This is a genomic window from Brevibacterium daeguense, from assembly GCF_021729135.1.
Lineage (GTDB): Bacteria > Actinomycetota > Actinomycetes > Actinomycetales > Brevibacteriaceae > Brevibacterium > Brevibacterium daeguense.
This window is the reverse complement of record NZ_JAJTWW010000007.1, coordinates 187,499-207,013: the sequence shown is the minus strand read 5'-3', so window position 1 is coordinate 207,013 and position 19,515 is coordinate 187,499. Positions and strand designations below refer to the sequence as shown.

Annotated in this window: 16 protein-coding genes and 1 tRNA gene; 11 read left to right on the top strand and 6 right to left on the bottom strand. The window is 68.1% G+C overall.

Annotated features, from left to right (window positions below; translation table 11 throughout):
- Nucleotides 1-72: 72 nt before the first annotated feature.
- Nucleotides 73-1,719, bottom strand: coding sequence for a prolipoprotein diacylglyceryl transferase (locus LXN01_RS07990; protein ID WP_236864134.1), 1,647 nt, complete (start codon nucleotides 1,717-1,719; stop codon nucleotides 73-75).
- A gap of 281 nt (nucleotides 1,720-2,000) precedes the next feature.
- Here LXN01_RS07990 and LXN01_RS07985 point away from each other — a divergent pair, with 281 nt between their 5' ends.
- From LXN01_RS07985 to LXN01_RS07970, 4 genes are all read left to right on the top strand, one after another.
- Nucleotides 2,001-3,188 carry an acetyl-CoA C-acetyltransferase gene (locus LXN01_RS07985; RefSeq protein ID WP_236864108.1) on the top strand — a complete coding sequence of 396 codons (1,188 nt, stop codon included), beginning with the start codon at nucleotides 2,001-2,003 and terminating at the stop codon, nucleotides 3,186-3,188.
- A 3-nt stretch (nucleotides 3,189-3,191) separates the two neighbouring features.
- Nucleotides 3,192-3,500, top strand: a complete 309-nt coding sequence (locus LXN01_RS07980) for an MTH1187 family thiamine-binding protein (RefSeq protein WP_236864106.1) — start codon at nucleotides 3,192-3,194, stop codon at nucleotides 3,498-3,500.
- Between the two features lie 107 nt (nucleotides 3,501-3,607).
- Nucleotides 3,608-5,488 carry a pyruvate kinase gene (locus LXN01_RS07975; RefSeq protein ID WP_236864104.1) on the top strand — a complete coding sequence of 627 codons (1,881 nt, stop codon included), beginning with the start codon at nucleotides 3,608-3,610 and terminating at the stop codon, nucleotides 5,486-5,488.
- Nucleotides 5,489-5,588: 100 nt separating this feature from the next.
- On the top strand, nucleotides 5,589-5,798 hold the full coding sequence (locus LXN01_RS07970; RefSeq protein WP_236864103.1) for a hypothetical protein: 210 nt from the start codon (nucleotides 5,589-5,591) through the stop codon (nucleotides 5,796-5,798).
- 87 nt (nucleotides 5,799-5,885) lie between these two features.
- Here LXN01_RS07970 and LXN01_RS07965 read toward each other — a convergent pair.
- Nucleotides 5,886-5,958, bottom strand: a tRNA-Arg gene (locus LXN01_RS07965).
- Between the two features lie 104 nt (nucleotides 5,959-6,062).
- On the opposite strand from LXN01_RS07965, the gene LXN01_RS07960 reads away from it, so the two are divergent.
- From LXN01_RS07960 to ettA, 5 genes are all read left to right on the top strand, one after another.
- Nucleotides 6,063-7,775, top strand: a complete 1,713-nt coding sequence (locus LXN01_RS07960; protein WP_236864101.1) for a dynamin family protein — start codon at nucleotides 6,063-6,065, stop codon at nucleotides 7,773-7,775.
- On the top strand, nucleotides 7,772-9,355 hold the full coding sequence (locus LXN01_RS07955) for a GTPase (protein WP_236864097.1): 1,584 nt from the start codon (nucleotides 7,772-7,774) through the stop codon (nucleotides 9,353-9,355). The genes LXN01_RS07960 and LXN01_RS07955 overlap by 4 nt, the downstream gene beginning before the upstream one ends.
- Before the next feature lie 136 nt (nucleotides 9,356-9,491).
- Nucleotides 9,492-10,085, top strand: a complete 594-nt coding sequence (locus LXN01_RS07950; protein WP_236864096.1) for a single-stranded DNA-binding protein — start codon at nucleotides 9,492-9,494, stop codon at nucleotides 10,083-10,085.
- A 194-nt stretch (nucleotides 10,086-10,279) separates the two neighbouring features.
- Complete coding sequence (locus LXN01_RS07945; protein WP_236864095.1) at nucleotides 10,280-10,966, top strand: DUF6993 domain-containing protein; 687 nt, start codon at nucleotides 10,280-10,282, stop codon at nucleotides 10,964-10,966.
- Nucleotides 10,967-11,043: 77 nt separating this feature from the next.
- Nucleotides 11,044-12,726: an energy-dependent translational throttle protein EttA gene (gene ettA / locus LXN01_RS07940; protein ID WP_236864093.1), complete on the top strand. Its 1,683-nt coding sequence runs from the start codon at nucleotides 11,044-11,046 to the stop codon at nucleotides 12,724-12,726.
- A gap of 67 nt (nucleotides 12,727-12,793) precedes the next feature.
- Here ettA and LXN01_RS07935 read toward each other — a convergent pair whose 3' ends face one another.
- On the bottom strand, nucleotides 12,794-13,675 hold the full coding sequence (locus tag LXN01_RS07935) for an acyl-CoA thioesterase (RefSeq protein WP_236864092.1): 882 nt from the start codon (nucleotides 13,673-13,675) through the stop codon (nucleotides 12,794-12,796).
- Nucleotides 13,676-13,804: 129 nt separating this feature from the next.
- On the opposite strand from LXN01_RS07935, the gene LXN01_RS07930 reads away from it, so the two are divergent.
- Both LXN01_RS07930 and LXN01_RS07925 read left to right on the top strand, forming a co-directional pair.
- The gene (locus LXN01_RS07930; protein ID WP_236864090.1) at nucleotides 13,805-14,344 is read left to right on the top strand and encodes an acyl-CoA thioesterase; all 540 of its coding nucleotides are present in this window, start codon (nucleotides 13,805-13,807) and stop codon (nucleotides 14,342-14,344) included.
- 2 nt (nucleotides 14,345-14,346) lie between these two features.
- Nucleotides 14,347-15,021 carry a DUF8185 domain-containing protein gene (locus LXN01_RS07925; RefSeq protein ID WP_236864089.1) on the top strand — a complete coding sequence of 225 codons (675 nt, stop codon included), beginning with the start codon at nucleotides 14,347-14,349 and terminating at the stop codon, nucleotides 15,019-15,021.
- 86 nt (nucleotides 15,022-15,107) lie between these two features.
- On the opposite strand, the gene LXN01_RS07920 is transcribed toward LXN01_RS07925, so the two are convergent.
- From LXN01_RS07920 to pepN, 3 genes are all read right to left on the bottom strand, one after another.
- Nucleotides 15,108-15,527, bottom strand: a complete 420-nt coding sequence (locus LXN01_RS07920) for a globin (protein ID WP_236864085.1) — start codon at nucleotides 15,525-15,527, stop codon at nucleotides 15,108-15,110.
- A gap of 37 nt (nucleotides 15,528-15,564) precedes the next feature.
- Nucleotides 15,565-16,623: a mechanosensitive ion channel family protein gene (locus tag LXN01_RS07915; RefSeq protein WP_236864083.1), complete on the bottom strand. Its 1,059-nt coding sequence runs from the start codon at nucleotides 16,621-16,623 to the stop codon at nucleotides 15,565-15,567.
- Between the two features lie 143 nt (nucleotides 16,624-16,766).
- Nucleotides 16,767-19,394 (bottom strand): aminopeptidase N, encoded by a 2,628-nt coding sequence (gene pepN, locus LXN01_RS07910; RefSeq protein WP_236864081.1) that lies wholly within the window; start codon nucleotides 19,392-19,394, stop codon nucleotides 16,767-16,769.
- Between the last annotated feature and the right edge of the window lie 121 nt (nucleotides 19,395-19,515).

Here is a 19,515-nt window from a genome sequence, read left to right as displayed (position 1 = left end):
CCCCCCCCCCCCCCCACGCCGCGGTGCGCACCTGCTCATGCGAGACCGGCGCATGGCGGCGCCACGGTCCGCTCAGCGCAGGCGGTTGAATTCTCGCGCCTGCGGTCCGCGCTTGGTCTGAGAGTCCGCCGGGTTGCCCGCTGCGCCGGGCTTCTGGCCAGTCTTCCCGCCTGCCTGACCGGCCGGCTTCTGGGCTGCCTGACCGGGCGGCTTCTGGCCCGCCTGACCTGCTGGCTTCTGGCCTGCCTGGCCCGCTGCGGACCGCCCGGTCCTCGACTCGCCGTCGGCAGTGGGCTTCGTCGACGCGGTGCCGGCGTCGGCCCTGGCCGTCTCGTTCGTCGAAGGCGCTCCCGAAGTCTGCCCGGGGCGCTGCGGAGTGCTCCTCGCGCCGGATCCGGTTCCAGATCCGGATCCGGTTCCGCTCTTCGGCCCGGGGGCTTCGCCGCCGACGCCGGGTCCGCCCTTCGGCGACGGACCCGTCCCGCTCGTGTCCGCCTGGCTCTTCGCCTCAGCGGCGAGGGCGGTGAGTTCGTCCTCGGACGCGATCTTCTCGGTCGGCACAGCGGCCGCGGCGACCTGGTCGGACTTGTCGTCGCTGAGGTCGATGCCCTCGAACAGGCCGGGATCGGTGAACATCGAGCGCAGCTGCTGGAGCTGGGCGGTGATGGTCCGGCGCTGCTTGGTCAGCAGATCCACCTGGGACTGGGCGACGGCGATGTTGCGCTTGGCCTCGGCTGCCGACTCCTCGATCGTGGCCTCCGCGGTAGCCCGAGATTCCGCGATGAGCTCCTGAGCGCGCTTCTTGCCGTCGGCGATGATCCGATCCGCCTTCTCGACGGCATCCTTCGCCGTCGTATCGGCGCGCTCGGAGGCCAGCTTGGCTTGCTCTTCCGCCTTCTTCGCCCGTGCCTGGGCCTCGTCGATGAGCCGGCGGTTCTCGGCGACGACTGTGTCGTGGCGTTCCTTCTGCGCCTTCTCGGCTTCCTGGCGCTTCGTGGCGAGTTCGACCTCGAGCGCATCGGCCGCCTTGCGGATCTCCTCCTGCTTCTTCCGCGCCTCCGCCAGGATCTTCTCCGATTCGGCCTTCGCCGCGGCACGGATGTCGGCCGCCTGCTTCTCGGCATCCGCCCTGAGGGCGGAGATCTCGCGCTTGAGGGTTTCCCGTACCTCCGCCGCCTCGGCCTGAGCAGAGTCGACCGTCAGCGCGGCCTCGCGCTCCGCCGTGGTTCGCAGCTCCTCGGCGCGCGACGTCGCTGCTTTGATCGCCTCTTCGGCGCGGAGTTCTGCCGAGGCGGTGATGCCCTCCGCCTCGGAGCGGGCCTTGTTGAGAACGTCGTTGCTCTCGGTGTGCATGCGCGCACGCTGGCTTGCGGCGTCCGCGCGAGCCTTGTTGCGGATCGTCTCCGCATCGGCAGTGGCCTGCGCGAGGGTCTCGCGAGCCTGCGACTCGGCGATCTTGAGGAGGTGGTCGATCCGGGAGCCGGGAGGGCCCGCTGCCTCGGCCTTGTCATTGGCGCTCTTCTTGAGCTGCTGCCTGACCTCCGAGAGCTCACCTTCGATCTGGAGCTTGGCGCGGTCGGCGGTGATCACCTGGCTGCGGGCGTCCGAAAGCGCCTTGCGCAGCGATTCGATTTCGGACTTCAGCTGCCCCGTCCGGGCATCGACTTCGCTCTTCTCGTAACCGCGCATCGCGGTACGGAACTCCTCTGGAGGCGTCACTGTTTCGACTCCGTTCCTTCTTGGCCTGTGCTCGAATTGGTTTCGTCCCAACCCTACGTCCGATTCATGGCAAAGGGCTCAGAGCAGGGGGGACGACGAGGATGCGGCCGAGGGCCGGGGACCCCATCGAAAGCCTGCCCCCGGTTGTGCTGATCGTCACCGGCTGGTCTACGCTGGAAGGCAGCATTCCAGGTAGGATTCTGGCCCGCCCCGGCAGGCTGTGACCTGCATCCGGGCGCGCGCTCGAGCCGAGCAGCCGCCGCACACCCGAGGAGGAGAATATGACCGAAGCCGTGATCGTTGCCGGTTCGCGCACACCACTGGGACGGATGTCAGGGGCCTTGGGATCGCTGAGCGCAGTCGACCTGGGCGCCGAGGCGATCAAGGGCGCCCTGAACCGTGCCGGCGTGTCTCCCGAGGCTGTCGAGTACGTGATCATGGGTCAGGTCCTCCAAGCCGGCTGCGGCCAGGGCCCGGCTCGACAGGCCGCTGTCAAGGCGGGCATCCCGATGACGGTGCCCGCGATCACCGTCAATAAGCTCTGCCTGTCGGGCATCAGCGCGATCACCGAGGCGGCGATGCTGGTGCGCGCCGGAGAGTATGACGTCGTCGTGGCCGGCGGCCAGGAGTCGATGACCAACGCGCCGCACCTGCTCGAGAACTCGCGGGCCGGCTACAAGTACGGCACCGTCCAGGTGCGCGATCACATGGACTACGACGGCCTGTGGGACGCCTTCACCGACGAGGCGATGGGCGGTCTGACCGAAGCGGCGAACAACGGAGATCGGGAGTTCTCCCGCGCCGAGCAGGACGCCTACGCCGCGCAGTCGCATCAGCGTGCTGCGGCGGCCTGGAACGACGGCAGGTTCTCCGACGAGGTCACCCCGGTGACCATCAGGACCCGGAAGGGGGAGACCACCGTCTCCGAGGACGAGGGCATCAGGCCCGACACCACCGTCGAGTCCCTGAGCCGGCTGCGCCCGGCCTTCCGCAAGGACGGAACGATCACCGCCGGTTCCGCCTCCCAGATCTCCGATGGCGCCTGCGCCGTCGTGGTGATGTCGAGGGACAAGGCCGAGGAGCTCGGCCTGCCGGTGCTCGCCGAGATCCGCTCGCACGCCTGGACCGCCGGGCCCGACTCGACTCTCCAGCATCAGCCCTCGCAGGCCATCAGGGCCGCGGCCGAGCGCGAAGGCGTGGACGCGGCCGGCTTCGACCTCTACGAGATCAACGAAGCCTTCGCGGCAGTCGCGCTGGCGAGCATGAAGGACCTCGGCATCGACGATTCCAAGGTCAACGTCAACGGCGGGGCGGTCGCGCTCGGACACCCGATCGGCGCCTCGGGCGCTCGCGTCGTCCTGCAGCTGGCGGGCGAGCTCAAGAGGCGCGGCGGCGGTCAGGGCGTGGCTGCGCTGTGCGGCGGCGGCGGCCAGGGCGATGCACTCGTCATCTCGGTTCCGAAGGAGTAAGGCATGTTGGTTGCATTCTCTGTCGCGCCGACCGGGGGAGGAGACCCGAGCGGCTCAGTCCATGACGCCGTGGCCGCCGCTGTCAAGGTGGTGCGCGAGTCCGGTCTGCCGCATCAGACCGACGCGATGTTCACGACGATCGAGGGCGAGTGGGACGAGGTCTTCGCTGTCGTCAAGCAGGCGACCGAGGCGGTCGGAAAGTTCGGACCGCGGGTGTCGCTCGTGCTCAAGGCCGACATCCGGCCCGGCCGCACCGGCGAGCTGACCGCCAAGGTCGAACGTCTGGAACAGGCGCTCGCCGACACCGAGTAGCCGAGGCGAGACGGGGACGGGGGCCGAACATCGGCTCCCGTCCCGTTCGCATTCACCCCGCGTTGACCTTTCCTCAATAGGCTCGCACCAGCTGTCAAGGAGGGTTTATGAAGATCGAGTCACTGATCCGTGAGGTCGAGGCGCTGCGGACGAGCGTCCGGGAGGCCGAGCAGCGGAACGTCGACGTGCTGGCGCGGGTGCGCGACCGGCACCGGGCGTCGGCGCTGAACCTGGTCCACTACGTAGCGCTGCGCTCCCACGACCTCCGCGAGCTGCAGGACAGGCTGAGCGCCGTCGGGATCTCTTCCCTCGGACGCATGGAGTCCGGCGTCCTCGGACACCTCGAAGTCGTGCTGCGCGCGTTGCGAGCGCAGCTTGCGGATCCCGTGCCGGTCTCGGTGCCCGGCTCCGGGAACCCTGCCGGCGAGGCCGGGGGAGCCGAGGCGGGCGGTGGCTCGGGTGACGCCGTGCCGGCGGTGCCGCTCACTCCCTCTGCCGGACGGGAGATCCTGTCTCGCAACACCTCCAGGCTGCTGGGCGATTCCCGCGCCGACCGAATGACTCGCATCATGGTCACGATGCCCAGCCAGGCCGCTCATGACGACGGACTGGTCGCCGCGATGGTCGACGCCGGCATGGACCTGGCCCGCATCAACTGCGCTCATGACGACCGAGAGGCGTGGCACGCCATGATCACCTCGATCCGGGCGCACCGGGTCGAAGGGCGCAGACCCCCGCTGGTGGCGATGGACCTGGCGGGGCCGAAGCTGCGGACGGGTCCTCTCCTGCCGGGACCGCAGGTGCTCAAGATCCGACCGCAGCGCGACGCCAGCGGTGTCGTCACCGCGCGCTCGCTGGTCTGGCTGGGCGAGCTCGACGAGGACGCGGCGAAGGGTATCGAAGGTGCGCTCTCGGCGGAGGTGCTCCCGTTGGGCGACGGCAGCGGCGATGTCATCTCCGCTCTGAATGAAGGCGATGAGCTGCGCTTGACCGACGCCCGCGGCTCGGACCGGAGCCTCTGGGTCGAGGCGCGAGGGAAGGCCGGTCTGCTGGTGTCGGCCGACAAGACGGTGTACTGGCAGACCGGGACCGAGGTGTGCAGCGACCGAGGTGTGCTGACCATCGGGGAGATCCCCGGCATCGAGCAGAGCATGCGGGTCCACGTCGGCGACGAGATCGTGCTCAGCCGTTCGATGGAGCCGCGGCCCGCGGTGACAGAGCCGCCGTTCGTCATCGGCTGCTCGCTGCCCCAGGTCTTCGACGACGTCGCGGTCGGCGACGAGGTCTCGATCGACGACGGCAAGATCGCCACTCGCGTCGAGGCAGTGAGCCATGACGAGATCAGCCTGCGGGTCGAGAGCGCCGGACCCAGTGGCACCAAGCTCAAGGCGGAGAAGGGCATCAACTTCCCCGACACCGACATCTCGGTGCCCGCGCTGACTCCCGAGGACCTCTCGCACGTGCCGTTCGTGGCCGAGCATGCCGACATGGTCAACATGTCCTTCGTCCGCGCGGCGGACGACGTCGCAGCGCTCATCGACGCACTCGAGGCCGAGGACGCGCACAATGTCGACATCACCCTGAAGATCGAGACCGTGGCGGCGTTCGAGGCGCTGCCGCGGATGCTTCTCGAGGCGATGCGCTGGGAGGACGTCGGTGTGATGATCGCGCGCGGCGACCTCGCGGTCGAGGCCGGCTTCGAGCGGATGGCCGAGCTGCAGGAGGAGATCCTGTGGTTGTGCGAGGCCGGCCATGTGCCGGTGATCTGGGCGACGCAGGTGCTCGAGAGCCTGGCCAAGTCCGGTCTGCCCTCCCGCGCGGAGATCACCGATGCAGCGATGGCGCAGCGTGCCGAATGCGTGATGCTCAACAAGGGACCGTTCATCGAGGAGGCGATCGCCGCGCTGTCGGACATCCTGACCCGGATGGGCGGGCACACGGACAAGAAGCGAGACATGCTCAGGCAGCTGAAGTCCTGGTCGCTCTAGGAGAATTGCCACGATTCGACCCCTAGGCAAGCACCCTCGACAGGCGTACTGTTCTGACATCAGACGCTGATGTCTGCCTATGAAAAGGGGTTGATTCCCGATGACGGGTTCGCGGTTCTTCTCGGTTGCTGCCGGATTGTCCTTCCTGGCGCTGTTCCTGGTGCTGTTCGGCGCCTTCGGCTTCATCTTCGTCGAAATCGCATTCTTCGTGCAGGCGGTCGCGCTGCTGTCGGTGCTGACCGGTGCCGGGATCGTGTCGTCAGAGCGGGTGAGCCGCTGCGGCAAGCCGGGCAGCATCTACCTCGCCTGAGCCTGTCATCTTCGACCGCGGGGTCGGATTCTCGCCCTTCACTCTTCAGATCACCCACCGGATCGCAGAGCGGACCGACGCCGAGTGTGCCCCCAGCAGGATTCGAACCTGCAACCTACGGATTAGAAGGCCGTTGCTCTATCCATTGAGCTATGGGGGCCGACCGGACTCAGGGTACTACACCGCCCTTGTGAGCGAGTCCAATCCGATCACGGGCGGCGTGGTGAGTGGTGGGAGACTGCTGAAAACTGACACAGTGGAGCCGTGACGAATGGAACGAACGACTACGCTCTGTCGCCGGAGGTGGCACCTGCGCTCAGCGATCTGCTCAGGCGCGTCCGCGAGGCTCGCTTCCCGCTGCAGACCTCGGATGTCGACGCCGGGCGGAGACGGCAGCGCAGCCTGGACGAGCAGCTCACCGACTACCTGATGCCGAGGGTGGCCGACACCTCGGCCCCGCTGCTCGTCGTCGTCGGCGGATCGACCGGAGCCGGCAAGTCCACACTGGTCAACTCCGTGGTCGGGGCGCAGGTCTCCGAACCGGGCGTCCTCCGGCCGACGACGCGCTGGCCGGTCCTCGTCCACCACCCGGCTGACCGGGAGTACTTCGCCTCCGACCGGATCCTGCCGTCCCTCAAACGAGTGGTCCGTGCTGAGACGGATCTCGACGAGCCGCAGCTGCGGCTGGTGTCCGACGACAGCGTTCCGCAGGGACTGGCGCTCCTCGACTCGCCCGACATCGACTCCGTGAGGGACGAGAACCGGAGAATCGCTCGGCAGCTGCTGGCCGCTGCCGACCTGTGGCTGTTCGTCACGACGGCCGCCCGCTACGCCGATGCCGTGCCATGGGAACTTCTCAAGCAGGCGACCGAGCGCGGCACGACCATCGCGATGGTGCTCGACCGAGTCCCGCCGCAGGCCAACAGGGAGGTCCGCCACCACCTGTCCGGTCTGCTGTCCGAGGCGGGTCTGGGTTCGGCCCCGATCTTCACCATTCCCGAACTGCAGCTGGTCGACGGGAGGCTGCCCGCAGCCGCCGCCTTCCCCGTCAAGTCCTGGATCCTCAATCTGGGGCGGAATCCCCAGGCCAGAGATCGAGTGATCGCCCGCACGCTGACCGGGGCGCTCGCCTCGGTGCCGGCGAAGGTCGACATGCTGGCGGCGGACGTCGGTGTCCAGGAGGAGGCGCACCAGCGACTCAGTGACGCAGTTGACGAGGAATTCGGCGAGTGCGCGCAGGAATTGGCCCGTTCGCTGGTGGACGGCCGAGTGCTGCGCGGCGAAGTGCTGGCGCGCTGGCAGGACTTCGTGGGCACGGGCCAGTTCTTCCGAGGGCTGGAGCCCACGGTGGCACGGGTGCGCGACCGGATCACCGCCGCGGTGACCGGCAAGCGCGACACCGCTGAGCCGCTCGAGCAGGCGATCGAGAACAGTGTGGCGCTCATCATTCGGGAGCAGACGGTCAAAGCCGTCTCGGAGACGGCTGTTCGCTGGCAGTCGACGCCGGAGGGCAAGGCGCTGGTCGACGCCGATCCGCAGATCTCGGTCCTGCCTGCACAGTTCGATGCCCAGGTGGGCCGCATGGTCGCCGACTGGTCTGCCGGGGTCAACGACCTCGTGCGGGAAGTGGGGCAGAGCAAGCGCTCCAAAGCTCGTGTCCTGTCCTTCGGCGTCAACGGCGTCGGCGCCGTCCTGATGCTCGTCGTGTTCGCCGGCACCGGGGGACTGACGGGAGCGGAAGCCGGGATCGCCGGTGGCACCGCAGTCGTCGCCGGCAAGCTTCTCGACACGATCTTCGGCGATCAGGTCACCCGCGACCTGGCCGAAGGCGCGCGCACTCAACTCATCGAAAGGGCCACTGCTCTGCTCAACGACTACCGGGCGCCGTTCGACCGCGCCCTCGCCGCGACCGACGTACCGCCGCGCCAAGCCGGAGTGCTCCGCGGTGCAGGAGATCGACTGCAGGAGGCGCTGTGAGCCAGAGGACCCATGAGGAGATCGAACGGATGGCCGGTGGAATCCGGCGTGCGCTCGAGCTGGAGCCCGGGCGCCTTCCTGCGGAGACGGAAGCGCGAGCCCGGAACCTGCTGGAGAAGACGGACGCACGCATTCGGCTCGGGGAGGATTTCACCGTGGTCGCCTTCGCCGGTTCGACCGGCTCGGGCAAGTCCTCGCTGTTCAATGCAGTCGCAGGACTGGAGATCGCCCGCGTCGGAGTGCGCCGGCCGACGACCTCGCGCCCGACGGCCTGCGTCTGGGGCGACGGCGGCGAGGAGATCCTGTCATGGCTGGGCGTGCCGCCGGACAACCGGACGTGGCGCGAGAGCGCTCTGGACGGCGCCGACCAGGAGCCGCTGCACGGACTGATCCTGCTGGACCTGCCCGACCACGACTCGACGGCACCGGAGCACCGGCTGGAGTCGGACCGGCTCGTCGGCCTCGTCGACGTCGTGTTCTGGGTCGTCGACCCACAGAAGTACGCGGACTTCTCGCTCCATTCGCACTATCTGTCGAAGTTCGCCGAGCACTCGACGAACATGGTGGTGGTGCTCAACCAGATCGACACGCTCACCGCGGAGGAGCGAAACGCCTGCCATGATCACCTGCAGCAGCTGCTGGTGCAGGACGGCCTGGGATCGGCGCGGATCCAGCTGGCTTCGGCGCTGACCCGCGAGGGGGTGCCCGCGATCCGCGACGTCCTCGTCGAGACAGTCGCGGCCAAGGAGGCCGCCGCGGAACGGCTGCTCGCCGACATGCGTTCGCTGGCCGGCGAGATCCGCGCCGAGCTCGGCGAGCCGCTGGACGATCCGACGAGCCTGCCAGGTGCTGACCGGCTGGTCGATGCGATGATCGACGCCGCAGGTGTCACAGCGGTAGTCCAGACCGTCGAGGACGACTACCGCAGGCGGGCCTACAAGAAGACCGGCTACCCGCCGTTGGCCTGGGCCCAGCGCGGGCAGGCCGACCCCCTGGGCGCTCGCCACGGGGGTGCCCGCGAGGAGCTGATCCGAGCAGCCGTCCCGGAGACCACCCGCACCCAGAGCGCCCGGGTCAATCTGGCTGCCCACGAACTGGTCTCCGAGGCGGTGCGGGCACTGCCCCTGCAATGGCAGCACGACGTCGCCAGGGCGGAGAAGCAGAGCACCGCGGAGCTCACCCACACACTCGACCGCGCCGTCACCGCCGTCGAGATCGAACGACGCAAGCCCAGCTGGTGGAACGTCGCCGGCTTCTTCCAGGTGCTGTTCTTCCTCGCCACGGTCGTCGGGGCGCTGTGGCTCCTCCTGCAGCTTGTGCTGGTGTTCTCCGGCGTGCTCATCGGCGGTTCCGCCCTGCTGTGGACCATCCCGGCCGTGCTGCTGGTCGGCGGGATCGTCGGCTCTGCGATCACCTCGGCCGTCGCCGCCTCCGCCCGCGCCCGCGGAGCACGCGAGGCCGGAGCCGAAGTCGACGAACGGCTCAGAGATGCAGTGCAGCAGGCTGCGGCCGGCTCGTATCTGGAGCCGATCACCGCGATCCTGCGCGAGCATCGATCGGTCTACGACGGCTTGCGGTGACTGTGGACGACGCCTGACCGTCGCGGTCTTCCGGCCTGTGGACGATTCGGAATCGTCCACAGGCCGGACTCGTCTCTGTCGCGGCGGCGGCCGGCCTTCCCAGAGTGGGATCACCACTACAGGGAAGGACTGCACCATGAAACTCGTCAATCACCTCGTCGGCACCGTCGGCAGCGACCCGCGCACCGGAACGCTGGACGACGGACGGCCGTTCGCGGGCTTCCGGATGGCCGTCAACCATGAGTTCTACAATCCCGAATCCGGCAGGTACCAGGAAGGAGACACCAGCTGGTTCGACGTGTCCGTCTACGGATCCATGGCGCAGAGTGTCAGCTGCTCGATCGCCAAGGGCGACCCGGTCATCGTCATGGGTCGGCTTCGGGTCCGCGATTGGGAAGCTCAGGGCAAGGCCGGCACCTCGGCGGAGATCATCGCCGACGCGGTCGGCCACAATCTGCGGTTCGGCACGGCATCTTTCAAGCGGTACGGCAAGCGCCGCTCCGCAGAGGAGGAGAGCGCAGGCGGAGAGGGGCCGAACGGAGAGCCGTTCTCCTGGGGTGATGGGTCCTCGGCCTCGTCCGGCGAGGTGGAGGTCGGCTTCACGGCAGGTGTGCCCGGCTCGCACCCTGGCGACACCGAGAGCGGAGCGCACCACAGCGCCGGTGCGACAGACGAGACGACCGAGGACCAGCACCTCGCGACTGCTGGGGCGGGGGAGGCACCCTTCTGACGCAGCGATCAGGAGGCCGGCCCGACGACTCGGTCAGCAGGGGGAGGCAGTCCACCGACTGCCTCCCTTCGTGGTGCCCGGCGCCCGCGCCTTGCGTTGACCGGCACGCGCCTTGCGCTGGCTCGCCCGCGCCTTGCGCTGACCCGCCCGCGCCTTGCGCTGGCTCGCCCGCGCCTTGCGGTTACAGTAGGGGGGTGAGTCAGCGCATCCTCAGTAATCCCACGAGCTTCGGCAGGCGAGTCGTCGCCGGCGCCGTCCTCGCCTCCGGACTGACGCTCACCGGATGCTCGTTGCTGTCGCCCTCCCCGGTGGAACCCTCCCGGGCGCCCGCCGAGGAGCCCGCCGTCGTCGACGAGGTGCTCTCTGCGCTGGAGCCGTTGACCCAGCAGGAATCCCTGCCCACCACCGACGAGCTCTTCACGACGCTGATCGATGCCGGCTACGAGGCTGCGGCCCTCGAGACCACGATCGATGAGTCCCCACTCGGCAATGAGGTGCCCGCCAAGATGTTCGGCGTTCGTGTCGAGGAGGGGTGCGTCGTCGGAGAGATCCGTGCCGGCGACGCCACCGCGGAGCTCATGCCGCCCGGCGAGTCGACCGGGAGCTGCCTGATGGGGCGCGTCGAACGACCGGAGGGAGCCCCGGAGCCCAGCGGTGAGTCCCGAGACGAGGACGGCTCCGACAACGGAGCGGGCCACATCCCCGGTGAGGACATCAACCGCCCCCGGACGCAGTCGCCCGAACCCGAGGAGCCGGACGACGGCTCGGCGGGGGGAGGAGCACCGGATTCCGGTGGTTCCGGAACTGGCGGCTCCGGTGGTGCCGACGACGCGCCCGCGGAGGAGCCCGCGGGACCGCCTCCCGCGCTCGGCGGCAGCTGATCCGCATTCTGCAGCCGCCGTCCGCGCGCTGCCGGGATTCGCCGCCCAGGGCTCGGAGCCGATAGCCTTGGCCTACTATGGCCGAATTCATTTACACCATGCACAAGGCGCGCAAAGCGCACGGTGACAAAGTAATCCTCGATGATGTGTCGATGTCGTTCTATCCAGGAGCGAAGATCGGCATGGTGGGCCCCAACGGAGCGGGCAAGTCCACCATCCTCAAGATCATGGCCGGCCTGGAACAGCCCTCCAACGGCGAAGCACGACTCAGCCCCGGCTACTCGGTGGGGATCCTGCTGCAGGAGCCGCCCCTGAACGAGGACAAGACCGTGCTCGGCAACGTCGAGGAAGGCGTCGCCGAGATCAAGGGCAAGCTCGACCGCTTCAACGAGATCTCCGCGCAGATGGCGGAGCCGGACGCGGACTTCGACGCGCTCATGGAGGAGATGGGCAAGCTGCAGGAGGCGATCGACGCTGCAGACGCCTGGGACCTCGATTCGCAGCTGGAGCAGGCGATGGACGCGCTGCAGTGCCCGCCGCCGGATGCCGACGTCAAGCTGCTCTCCGGCGGAGAGCGGCGACGCGTGGCACTGTGCAAGCTGCTGCTGGAGAAGCCGGATCTGCTGCTCCTCGACGAGCCGACCAACCACCTCGACGCGGAGTCGGTGCTGTGGCTCGAGCAGCACCTCGCGAGCTACCCCGGCGCCGTCATCGCCGTGACCCACGATCGGTACTTCCTCGACCATGTCGCCGAGTGGATCGCGGAGGTCGACCGCGGTCACCTCTACCCCTACGAGGGCAACTACTCGACGTACCTGGAGAAGAAGGCCGATCGCCTCAAGGTCCAGGGCAAGAAGGACCAGAAGCTCCAGAAGCGGCTCAGGGACGAGCTCGAGTGGGTCCGGTCCAACGCCAAGGCCCGCCAGACCAAGTCCAAGGCTCGTCTCGCTCGGTACGAGGAGATGGCCGCCGAGGCCGAGAAGACTCGCAAGCTCGACTTCGAAGAGATCCAGATCCCGCCGGGACCGCGCCTGGGTGACATCGTCATCGAGGCCCGGAACCTGCAGAAGGGCTTCGACGGGCGTCAGCTCATCGACGGACTCTCGTTCTCGCTGCCCCGGAACGGGATCGTCGGCGTGATCGGCCCCAACGGCGTGGGCAAGACGACGCTGTTCAAGACGATCGTGGGCCTGGAGGAGCTCGACGGGGGTGAACTGAAGGTGGGGGACACCGTCAAGATCTCCTATGTCGACCAGTCCCGCGGGGGAATCGATCCGGAGAAGTCCCTGTGGGATGTTGTGTCCGACGGGCTCGACTTCATCCAGGTCGGAGCCGTAGAGATGCCCTCGCGGGCCTACGTCTCCGCGTTCGGCTTCAAGGGGCCCGATCAGCAGAAGAAGGCAGGGGTGCTCTCCGGTGGTGAGCGCAACCGTCTCAATCTGGCGCTCACTCTCAAGCAGGGCGGCAACCTGCTCCTGCTCGATGAGCCGACCAACGACCTCGACGTCGAAACGCTCGGCTCCCTGGAGAATGCGCTGCTCGAGTTCCCGGGCTGCGCCGTGGTCGTCTCCCACGACCGGTGGTTCCTCGACCGCGTCGCCACCCACATCCTGGCGTGGGAGGGCACCGAGGAGAACCCGGCCAATTGGTACTGGTTCGAGGGCAACTTCGAAGCCTACGAGCAGAACAAGGTCGACCGCCTCGGTGAGGAAGCGGCACGCCCGCACCGGGTGACGCACCGGCGCCTCACCCGCGACTGAGGTCCGGTCACAGCAGCGGAGCCGCACCCCCCTTTCGGGCGCGGCTCCGCTGTGTCGTGCTCACCGGTCACTCCTTGAGGCGCATCATGCCCTGTTGAGCGACGGTGGCGAGCAGTTCGCCGCGGCGGGAGAAGACGCGACCGACTCCCAATGCCCGGCCGCCCTCGGTGGACGGTGAGTTCTGTGCGTAGAGCATCCACTCGTCGGCCTGCACACGCCGGTGCCACCACATCGCGTGGTCGAGACTGGCCAGCCGCAGCCCCGGCCGCTGCCAGGCCAGGCCGTGCCGGCGCATTGCAGGTTCCAGCAGGTTGAAGTCGCTGGCGTAGGCCAGCGCAGCCGCGTTGAGAAGCGGATCGGTGGGGAACTCTGCTGAGACGCGGATCCACACATGCTGCTGCGAAGCGTTCTGCCCGCTGTGATCGAGGTAGATCGGCGGCTCGACCGGCCGCACGTCGAAGGGACGCTTCACGAGCCATTCCTGCACATGCGGCAGATCCAGACCGGAGACGACGTCCTTGATCTCCGGGCAGTCCTCGGGGTCGGGCATGCCCTCCGGCATCACATCGTGATGCTCGAAGCCGTCCTGCTCCAGCTGGAAGGACGCCATCACCGACATGATCGGCGCATTCTTCTGATAGGCGTGGACGCGGCGGGCCGAGAACGACCTGCCGTCGCGCAGGTTCTCCACGCCGAAGACGATCGGCTCATGCACATCCCCACTGCGCAGGAAGTAGCCGTGCAGGGAGTGAATCGGCCTGCCGGGATCGACGGTGGCGCCGGCAGCCATCACGCACTGGGCCAGCACCTGGCCACCGAAGACGCGGCCGTCCGGCTTGAACTGACTCCGCCCGAGGAAGAACTCCGATTCCTGGCTGACATGGATCGGATCCGTGGGCGTCAGCTGCAGGATGCTGTACAGCTCTGCCACGTTCTCGGCATGATTCATCTACTCGCTCCCGATTCGTCTTCCGTGGGCGCGTCGTCCGCGCACCGCACCAGATTCTATCCCTCCCGGATCTGCCGCCCGCTCCCGCCGGTGCCACTGAACGATCGCTCGAGTGGCAAGATGGAGGGCATGGATGCGAACCTGATCAACCCCCTGCTGTCGGGACCGTTCACCCGCGTGCTGCTCGAACTGCGCTGGGGCGACATGGACGCCTACGGCCACATCAACAACGTGGCTCAGTTCCGCCTGCTCGAGGAGGCCCGGGTGCGTGCCTTCGGCTCTCCGACGGCGACGCGCGATGCACCGGCGAGCCCCGGCATGCACGGTGTTGCTGAGGTGCTGCAAGGGCAGCAGATTCCCGCGGTCTTCGGGGCTGCGTCGGACGGATCCGACATCCTCGTGTTCTCCCACCGGATCGAGTATCGTGAGCCGATCCCCTACCGGACCGGCCCGATCGCGATCGACACCGTGATCTCCTCGGTCGGCCCCGCAACAGTCGATGTGGGGTACGTGATCGCGGAGCCGGACGGATCCTGCGCCTATACGGTGGCTGAGAGCGTCATCGTGTTCGTTGACTCGGAGACCGGGCGTGCCCGGCGACTCACCGCAGCCGAATCGGCCGCTCTCACAGCAGTCGTCGCCGACCCCGTGCCTCTGCGCAGGCGGTGACGATGACCGACATCGTCCTCGACGACGCACACGCCTTCGCCGATTGGCGGGTCCTCACGAACCGCGCGGCTCGGCTCGATCCGGACGGCGCGATGCGCGTGTCGGTGTTCGGCACCGTTCTGGTGCTGACCGTCTCACCGCTTCACCCCCATGGGATCGGCGACGAGACGCCCCTGGAGCTGGGAATGAGGATGCTGGCGCTGCCGCAGTCCGAGCACGACGGGCTCGATGCGGTGGTGCCGCTGGCCGCGATCGCCGACCGGTTCGCACGGGCCGAGGCGCTCGGAACGCTGACCATGCCCCTGCCACCGCAGGAGGTCCGCGCCGCGTGGGCGGGAGTCGCGCCGCCGCGGGGGCCCTGGGAGCTGCTGGGCTCGCTTCCGGCGGCCGATTTCACGCGCACAGCCGAGGCGGGAATCGCCGAGGTCGCCGCCGGAACGCCATCCGGGGCGGGGTCCGCAGCGGTCGCAGCGCTCCGCCGGCGGGTGTGGTCGCGCCCGATGGAGTTCGGCTCGGTGTTCGATGCGGTGAGCCCGGCTCCGAACGCGGGTGCGTCGTTCGCCCTGCACGGATTGGGCTTCCTCGCCTCAGCGGACCGGGTCGAAGTCCGCCGTTCCGATCAGTGGCTGCGCATGTCCACCGCGGCAGGTCATGTGCTGACCCGATCCACCCGCTGACTGCGGCTCGTTCCGGGGGAATTCAGTCGACGGCAGCGCGGCCGACCGCGACGGGTTCGGATCCGGCGGGTTCGACTGCTGCGGGTTCAGACCCGGCGGGCGGGCTCCGGAGTGTTGACCATGGCGGTGGCGGCTCGCTGGAAGTAGTCCCACATCATCGAGTCGTACATCGGGGGGAGTGCGACTTCGTCCATCGCCGTGCGCATGTGGCGCAGCCAGTGCTCGCGCGCGGTCGGCGTGACTGGATAGGGGTTGTGCCGCATGCGCAGCCGGGGGTGTCCCCGCTCCTGGGAATAGGTCGTCGGCCCGCCGAAATACTGTTCCAGAAAAGTCTGCAGCCGGTGCTTTGCGCCGCTGAGCTCCTTGCCCTCCGGATACATGGCGATGAGGTATTCATCAGCAGCGACTTCCCGGTAGAATGCGTCCACCAGTCGGCCGAAAGTCTCATGACCGCCGATCATCTCGAAGAAGCTGTCCGGTCGCTTGAGCGACACATGGTCAATCATCCTGCGCCCTTCGTCTCGAAGCCGAGGAATCAGCCTATCAGCCGCCGCTCCGGGTGCCGCTGCCGACCGATTCCGCGGCCTCCTCGGACTCGGCATCGACTCTGTCCGATTCGGTCGTCTTCGTCCTCTGCACCGGGTCCGGCGAGGTGCGCAGCACGGCCTGCTGCGTCGGCGGCAGGAAGATGCCCCGCTTGTCGAGCTGGTGCTTGAGCGCTGCTCGGAAGGCCCGGGCCACTGCCCACTGCTGGTTGGGCTCGGTCTTGACGACAGCTCGGATCGTCACGGCCTCGCCCGTCATGTCCTGCACTCCCCAGATCTCCGGCTCCTCGAGAATGGCCTTGGCGATCTCGGGCCGCCTGCGGATCACCGTCACAGTGTCCTGGATCGCCGAGTCGATGCTCTGCCGGTCGGTGTTGTAGGGAACCGGGATGTCCATCACGGCGCGTGCCCAGCCCTGCGACATGTTGCCCACGCGGAGGATCTCGCCGTTGCGCACGTGCCACAGGGTGCCGTCGATGCCGCGCACCCGGGTGGTGCGGAGACCGACTTCCTCGACCTCCCCGATCGCCTCGCCGAGATCCACGGTGTCGCCGATCCCGTACTGGTCCTCGACGACGATGAACAGTCCCGACAGATAGTCCTTGACGAGGGCCTGAGCGCCGAAGCCGATCGCAACTCCGGCGATGCCGGCCGAGGCGAGCACCGGTCCGAGGTTGAACCCGAGCTCCGTGAGCACCATGAGGATCGCGAGAGTGCTGATGATGATGGTCGCGACCGACGACAGCATCGATCCGACGGTGCGAGCGCGCTGCGCGCGACGGGCCTGCACGACCGGGTCCTGACCCTGGGGGTCGACGACTCGCTCGGCTGCGGAGAACTTCTTGGTCTTGTTCGGCCGTGCGGTCGATCCGTCGGCGATCGAGTGGGAGAAGCGGCGGATCAGCCGGCGCGCGACCGCGTTGATGATGAACGCGGCGACGACGATGACGGTGACCCGAAGGGGAGTGCCGAGGATGAATGCCCAGTAGTCGAACTGCGCGGTCTTCTCCACGGTGTCGGTGACTGCTTCCCGGACCTGGCTGGATGGAGTCTGCATAACGTCACACCACGATAGAGGATGCGACGGACGAGAGAGAACCACCGTCGACGACGTCTGCACGCAAGCTGGTCGGCGGCCTGCCCGTCGCAGTGGTGACCTGGAGCGACGATCGGCTGCCGAGGAGCGCGAAGTGAGCTATCTCATGCCACGATTGCGCTGCGGGTGACCTGTTGGCAGCGCAGCGTGCGCCGAGCGGTGTCGAGGTTCTCCCGCATCAGCCGCAGCAGCCCCTTGGGAGCCTGGGGGTGGCTCCGCAGCCAGGCTTCGGTTGCGTCCACGGTCGCCGCGGAGGCGGGCGGGTACAGATCCAGGGTCAGCAGCTGGGCGATCTCGAGCGTGCGGGTCTCCCACCAGCCCGCCACTCGTGCGAAGTACTCCTCCGCGAAGGAGTCGAACTCGCCCTCAGGGGTGATGAGCTCTCCGCTGTCCGTCTCCAGGCCGAGCCGGAAGCCGCGGCTGGTGGCCGCGACCATGGCGTTGGGAAGCTCGCGATCGTTCATGAGCTGAGAGAAGGCCCGGGTCTTGGCCTGCGAGTTCGCGGGAGCGGATCGCGCGGTCTGGGCGCTGCGCCGCCCGGCCGCAGTGTCATCGGCTGCGAGCCAGCGGTCGAGCTCGGCGTCTACGATTCGCTCGGCCCGGGCCAGGCTGATGATGATGGTCCACCGCAGGTCGGTGTCGATGTGCAGACCGGGGGCAGGCTCGCTCCCGGATCCGAGCAGCGCGGCGAGCTCGTCGAGATGATCCTCGGCTGCGGCGTGGTGGACGAAAGCCTGGAAGAACTGGAGCTGCTGATCCGAGCCGTGGGGCGCCTCGGCGAACATCGCCCGCAGGGCCGTCGCGACCCGACGGCGGGCTTCCGGGCGATCCTGCGGCGGCAGGTAGGCGTTGACGGCGGTGTCCAGCTGGCGGAGCTGCACGAGGAGTCCGGTCGACTGCACGACGGCGGGCAGGTGTTCGCAGAGCATGTCGATGTAGGTGCGCGCGGGCAGCTCGCCGTCTCGCACCATGTCCCAGACGGTCGACAGCACCATGAGCTGAGTGAGCGAGTCGGTGAAGCCGCTGAGTCCGGCGATCGCGGCCTGCAGGCTCTCCTCGTCGAAGCGGACCTTGGTGTACGCGAGGTCGGCGTCGTTGAGGACGATGACATCGGGACGCGACAGTCCTGGGGTCACCGGCACCGCGGCGACGGCGTCGGAGATGTCGACCTCGTGGAACTCGGTGCGTTCGAAGGTGCCGTCGGTCGTGCGCGCATAGAGGCCGACGCCGATCCGGTGCGGCCGCAGGGACGGCACCGGCTGGCCCGCGATCTCGAAGGGGGACTGCTCGAGGTGCAGGGCGGTCAGCGTGCCGTCGGGCTCGAGCTCCAGGCGCGGACGGATCACCGTGACTCCGGATTCCTCGAGCCATAGCCGTGACCATTCGGCGAGGTCTCGGCCCGAGGTGGCCTCCAGCCGGTCGAGGAGATCGTCGAGTTCGGTGTTCGACCAGGCATGGCGATCGAAGTACTGCTTGAGACCGGCGAAGAACTCATCGCGCCCCACCCATGCCACGAGCTGCTTGAGCACGGATGCGCCCTTTGCGTAGGTGATGCCGTCGAAATTCACCTCGACGTCGGCCAGGTCCGCGATCGGTGCGACGATCGGGTGGGTGCTGGGCAGCTGGTCCTGGCGGTAGGCCCAGGACTTCTCCAGCGTCGCGAAGGTGGTCCAGGCTTCCGTGAATTCCGTCGCCTCGGCCGCCGCCAGCGTCGACATGAACTCCGCGAAGGACTCATTGAGCCACAGGTCGTTCCACCATCGCATGGTCACCAGGTCGCCGAACCACATGTGAGCGAGCTCGTGGAGGATGGTCACGGCGCGGCGTTCGACCATCGCCTCGGTGGGCCGGGAGCGGAAGACGTAGTTCTCCAGGATCGTCACGGCGCCCGCATTCTCCATCGCGCCAGCATTGAATTCGGGGACGAAGAGCTGATCGTACTTCTCGAATGGGTAGGGGGTGTCGAAGTGCTTCTCGAAGAACTCGAACCCGGCCCGCGTGACCGCGAAGATGTTGCCGGCGTCCAGGTGCTCGAAGAGGGAGGCTCGGCAGTACACGCCCAGCGGCACGTCCTCGCCGTCGGAGCTGCGCAGGGAGGCATGCACCGACCTGTAGGGCCCGGCGACGATGGCGGTGATGTAGCTGGAGATCGGAGGAGTGGGGGCGAACTGCCAGACGCGCAGACCGGTCGGGTCCACGCCGAGCTCGGAGCACGCCTCGGCGGCGTCGGCCGGGTGCGGGGTGGGCGAGTTGGAGACCACGGTCCAGTGCTCGGGGGCCACCACGGTGAAGGAGAACGGCGCCTTGAGGTCCGGCTGCTCGAAGACTGCGAAGACGCGTCGGGAATCGGGCACCTCGAACTGCGTGTAGAGATAGATCTCGTCGTCGACGGGGTCGATGAAGCGGTGAAGGCCCTCACCGGTGTTCATGTATCGGAATCGGCCGTCGACGGTCAGCTCGTTGTCCCGAGCGAGATTCGGCAGCGAGATGCGTCCCGGAACGACATGGGAGGCCGGATCGAGCGGCTCGCCGTTGAGCGTGATCGCGTCGATGCGGGAGGCGATCGCGTCGATGAAAGTGGACTCGCCCTCCGCAGCGCTGAACCGGATGGTGGTCTTCGAGCGGAAGTCCTCACCCGCGCCGTCGAGGACGAGAGTGACCTCGTACGACAGGACCGAGACGAGAGCGGCGCGCGCGGCTGCTTCCTCTCGCGTGAGATTGTGCTGTGGCATGTGCTGGCCTCCGGGGGACGGCGGAAGAATGGGCGATGGGTTCATTCTCCCACGGTGCCGGCACCGGGCCCGCAGGTGGGCGAGAATGGCGCCTGAGGCGGAATGCGACCCGGTTCTCCGG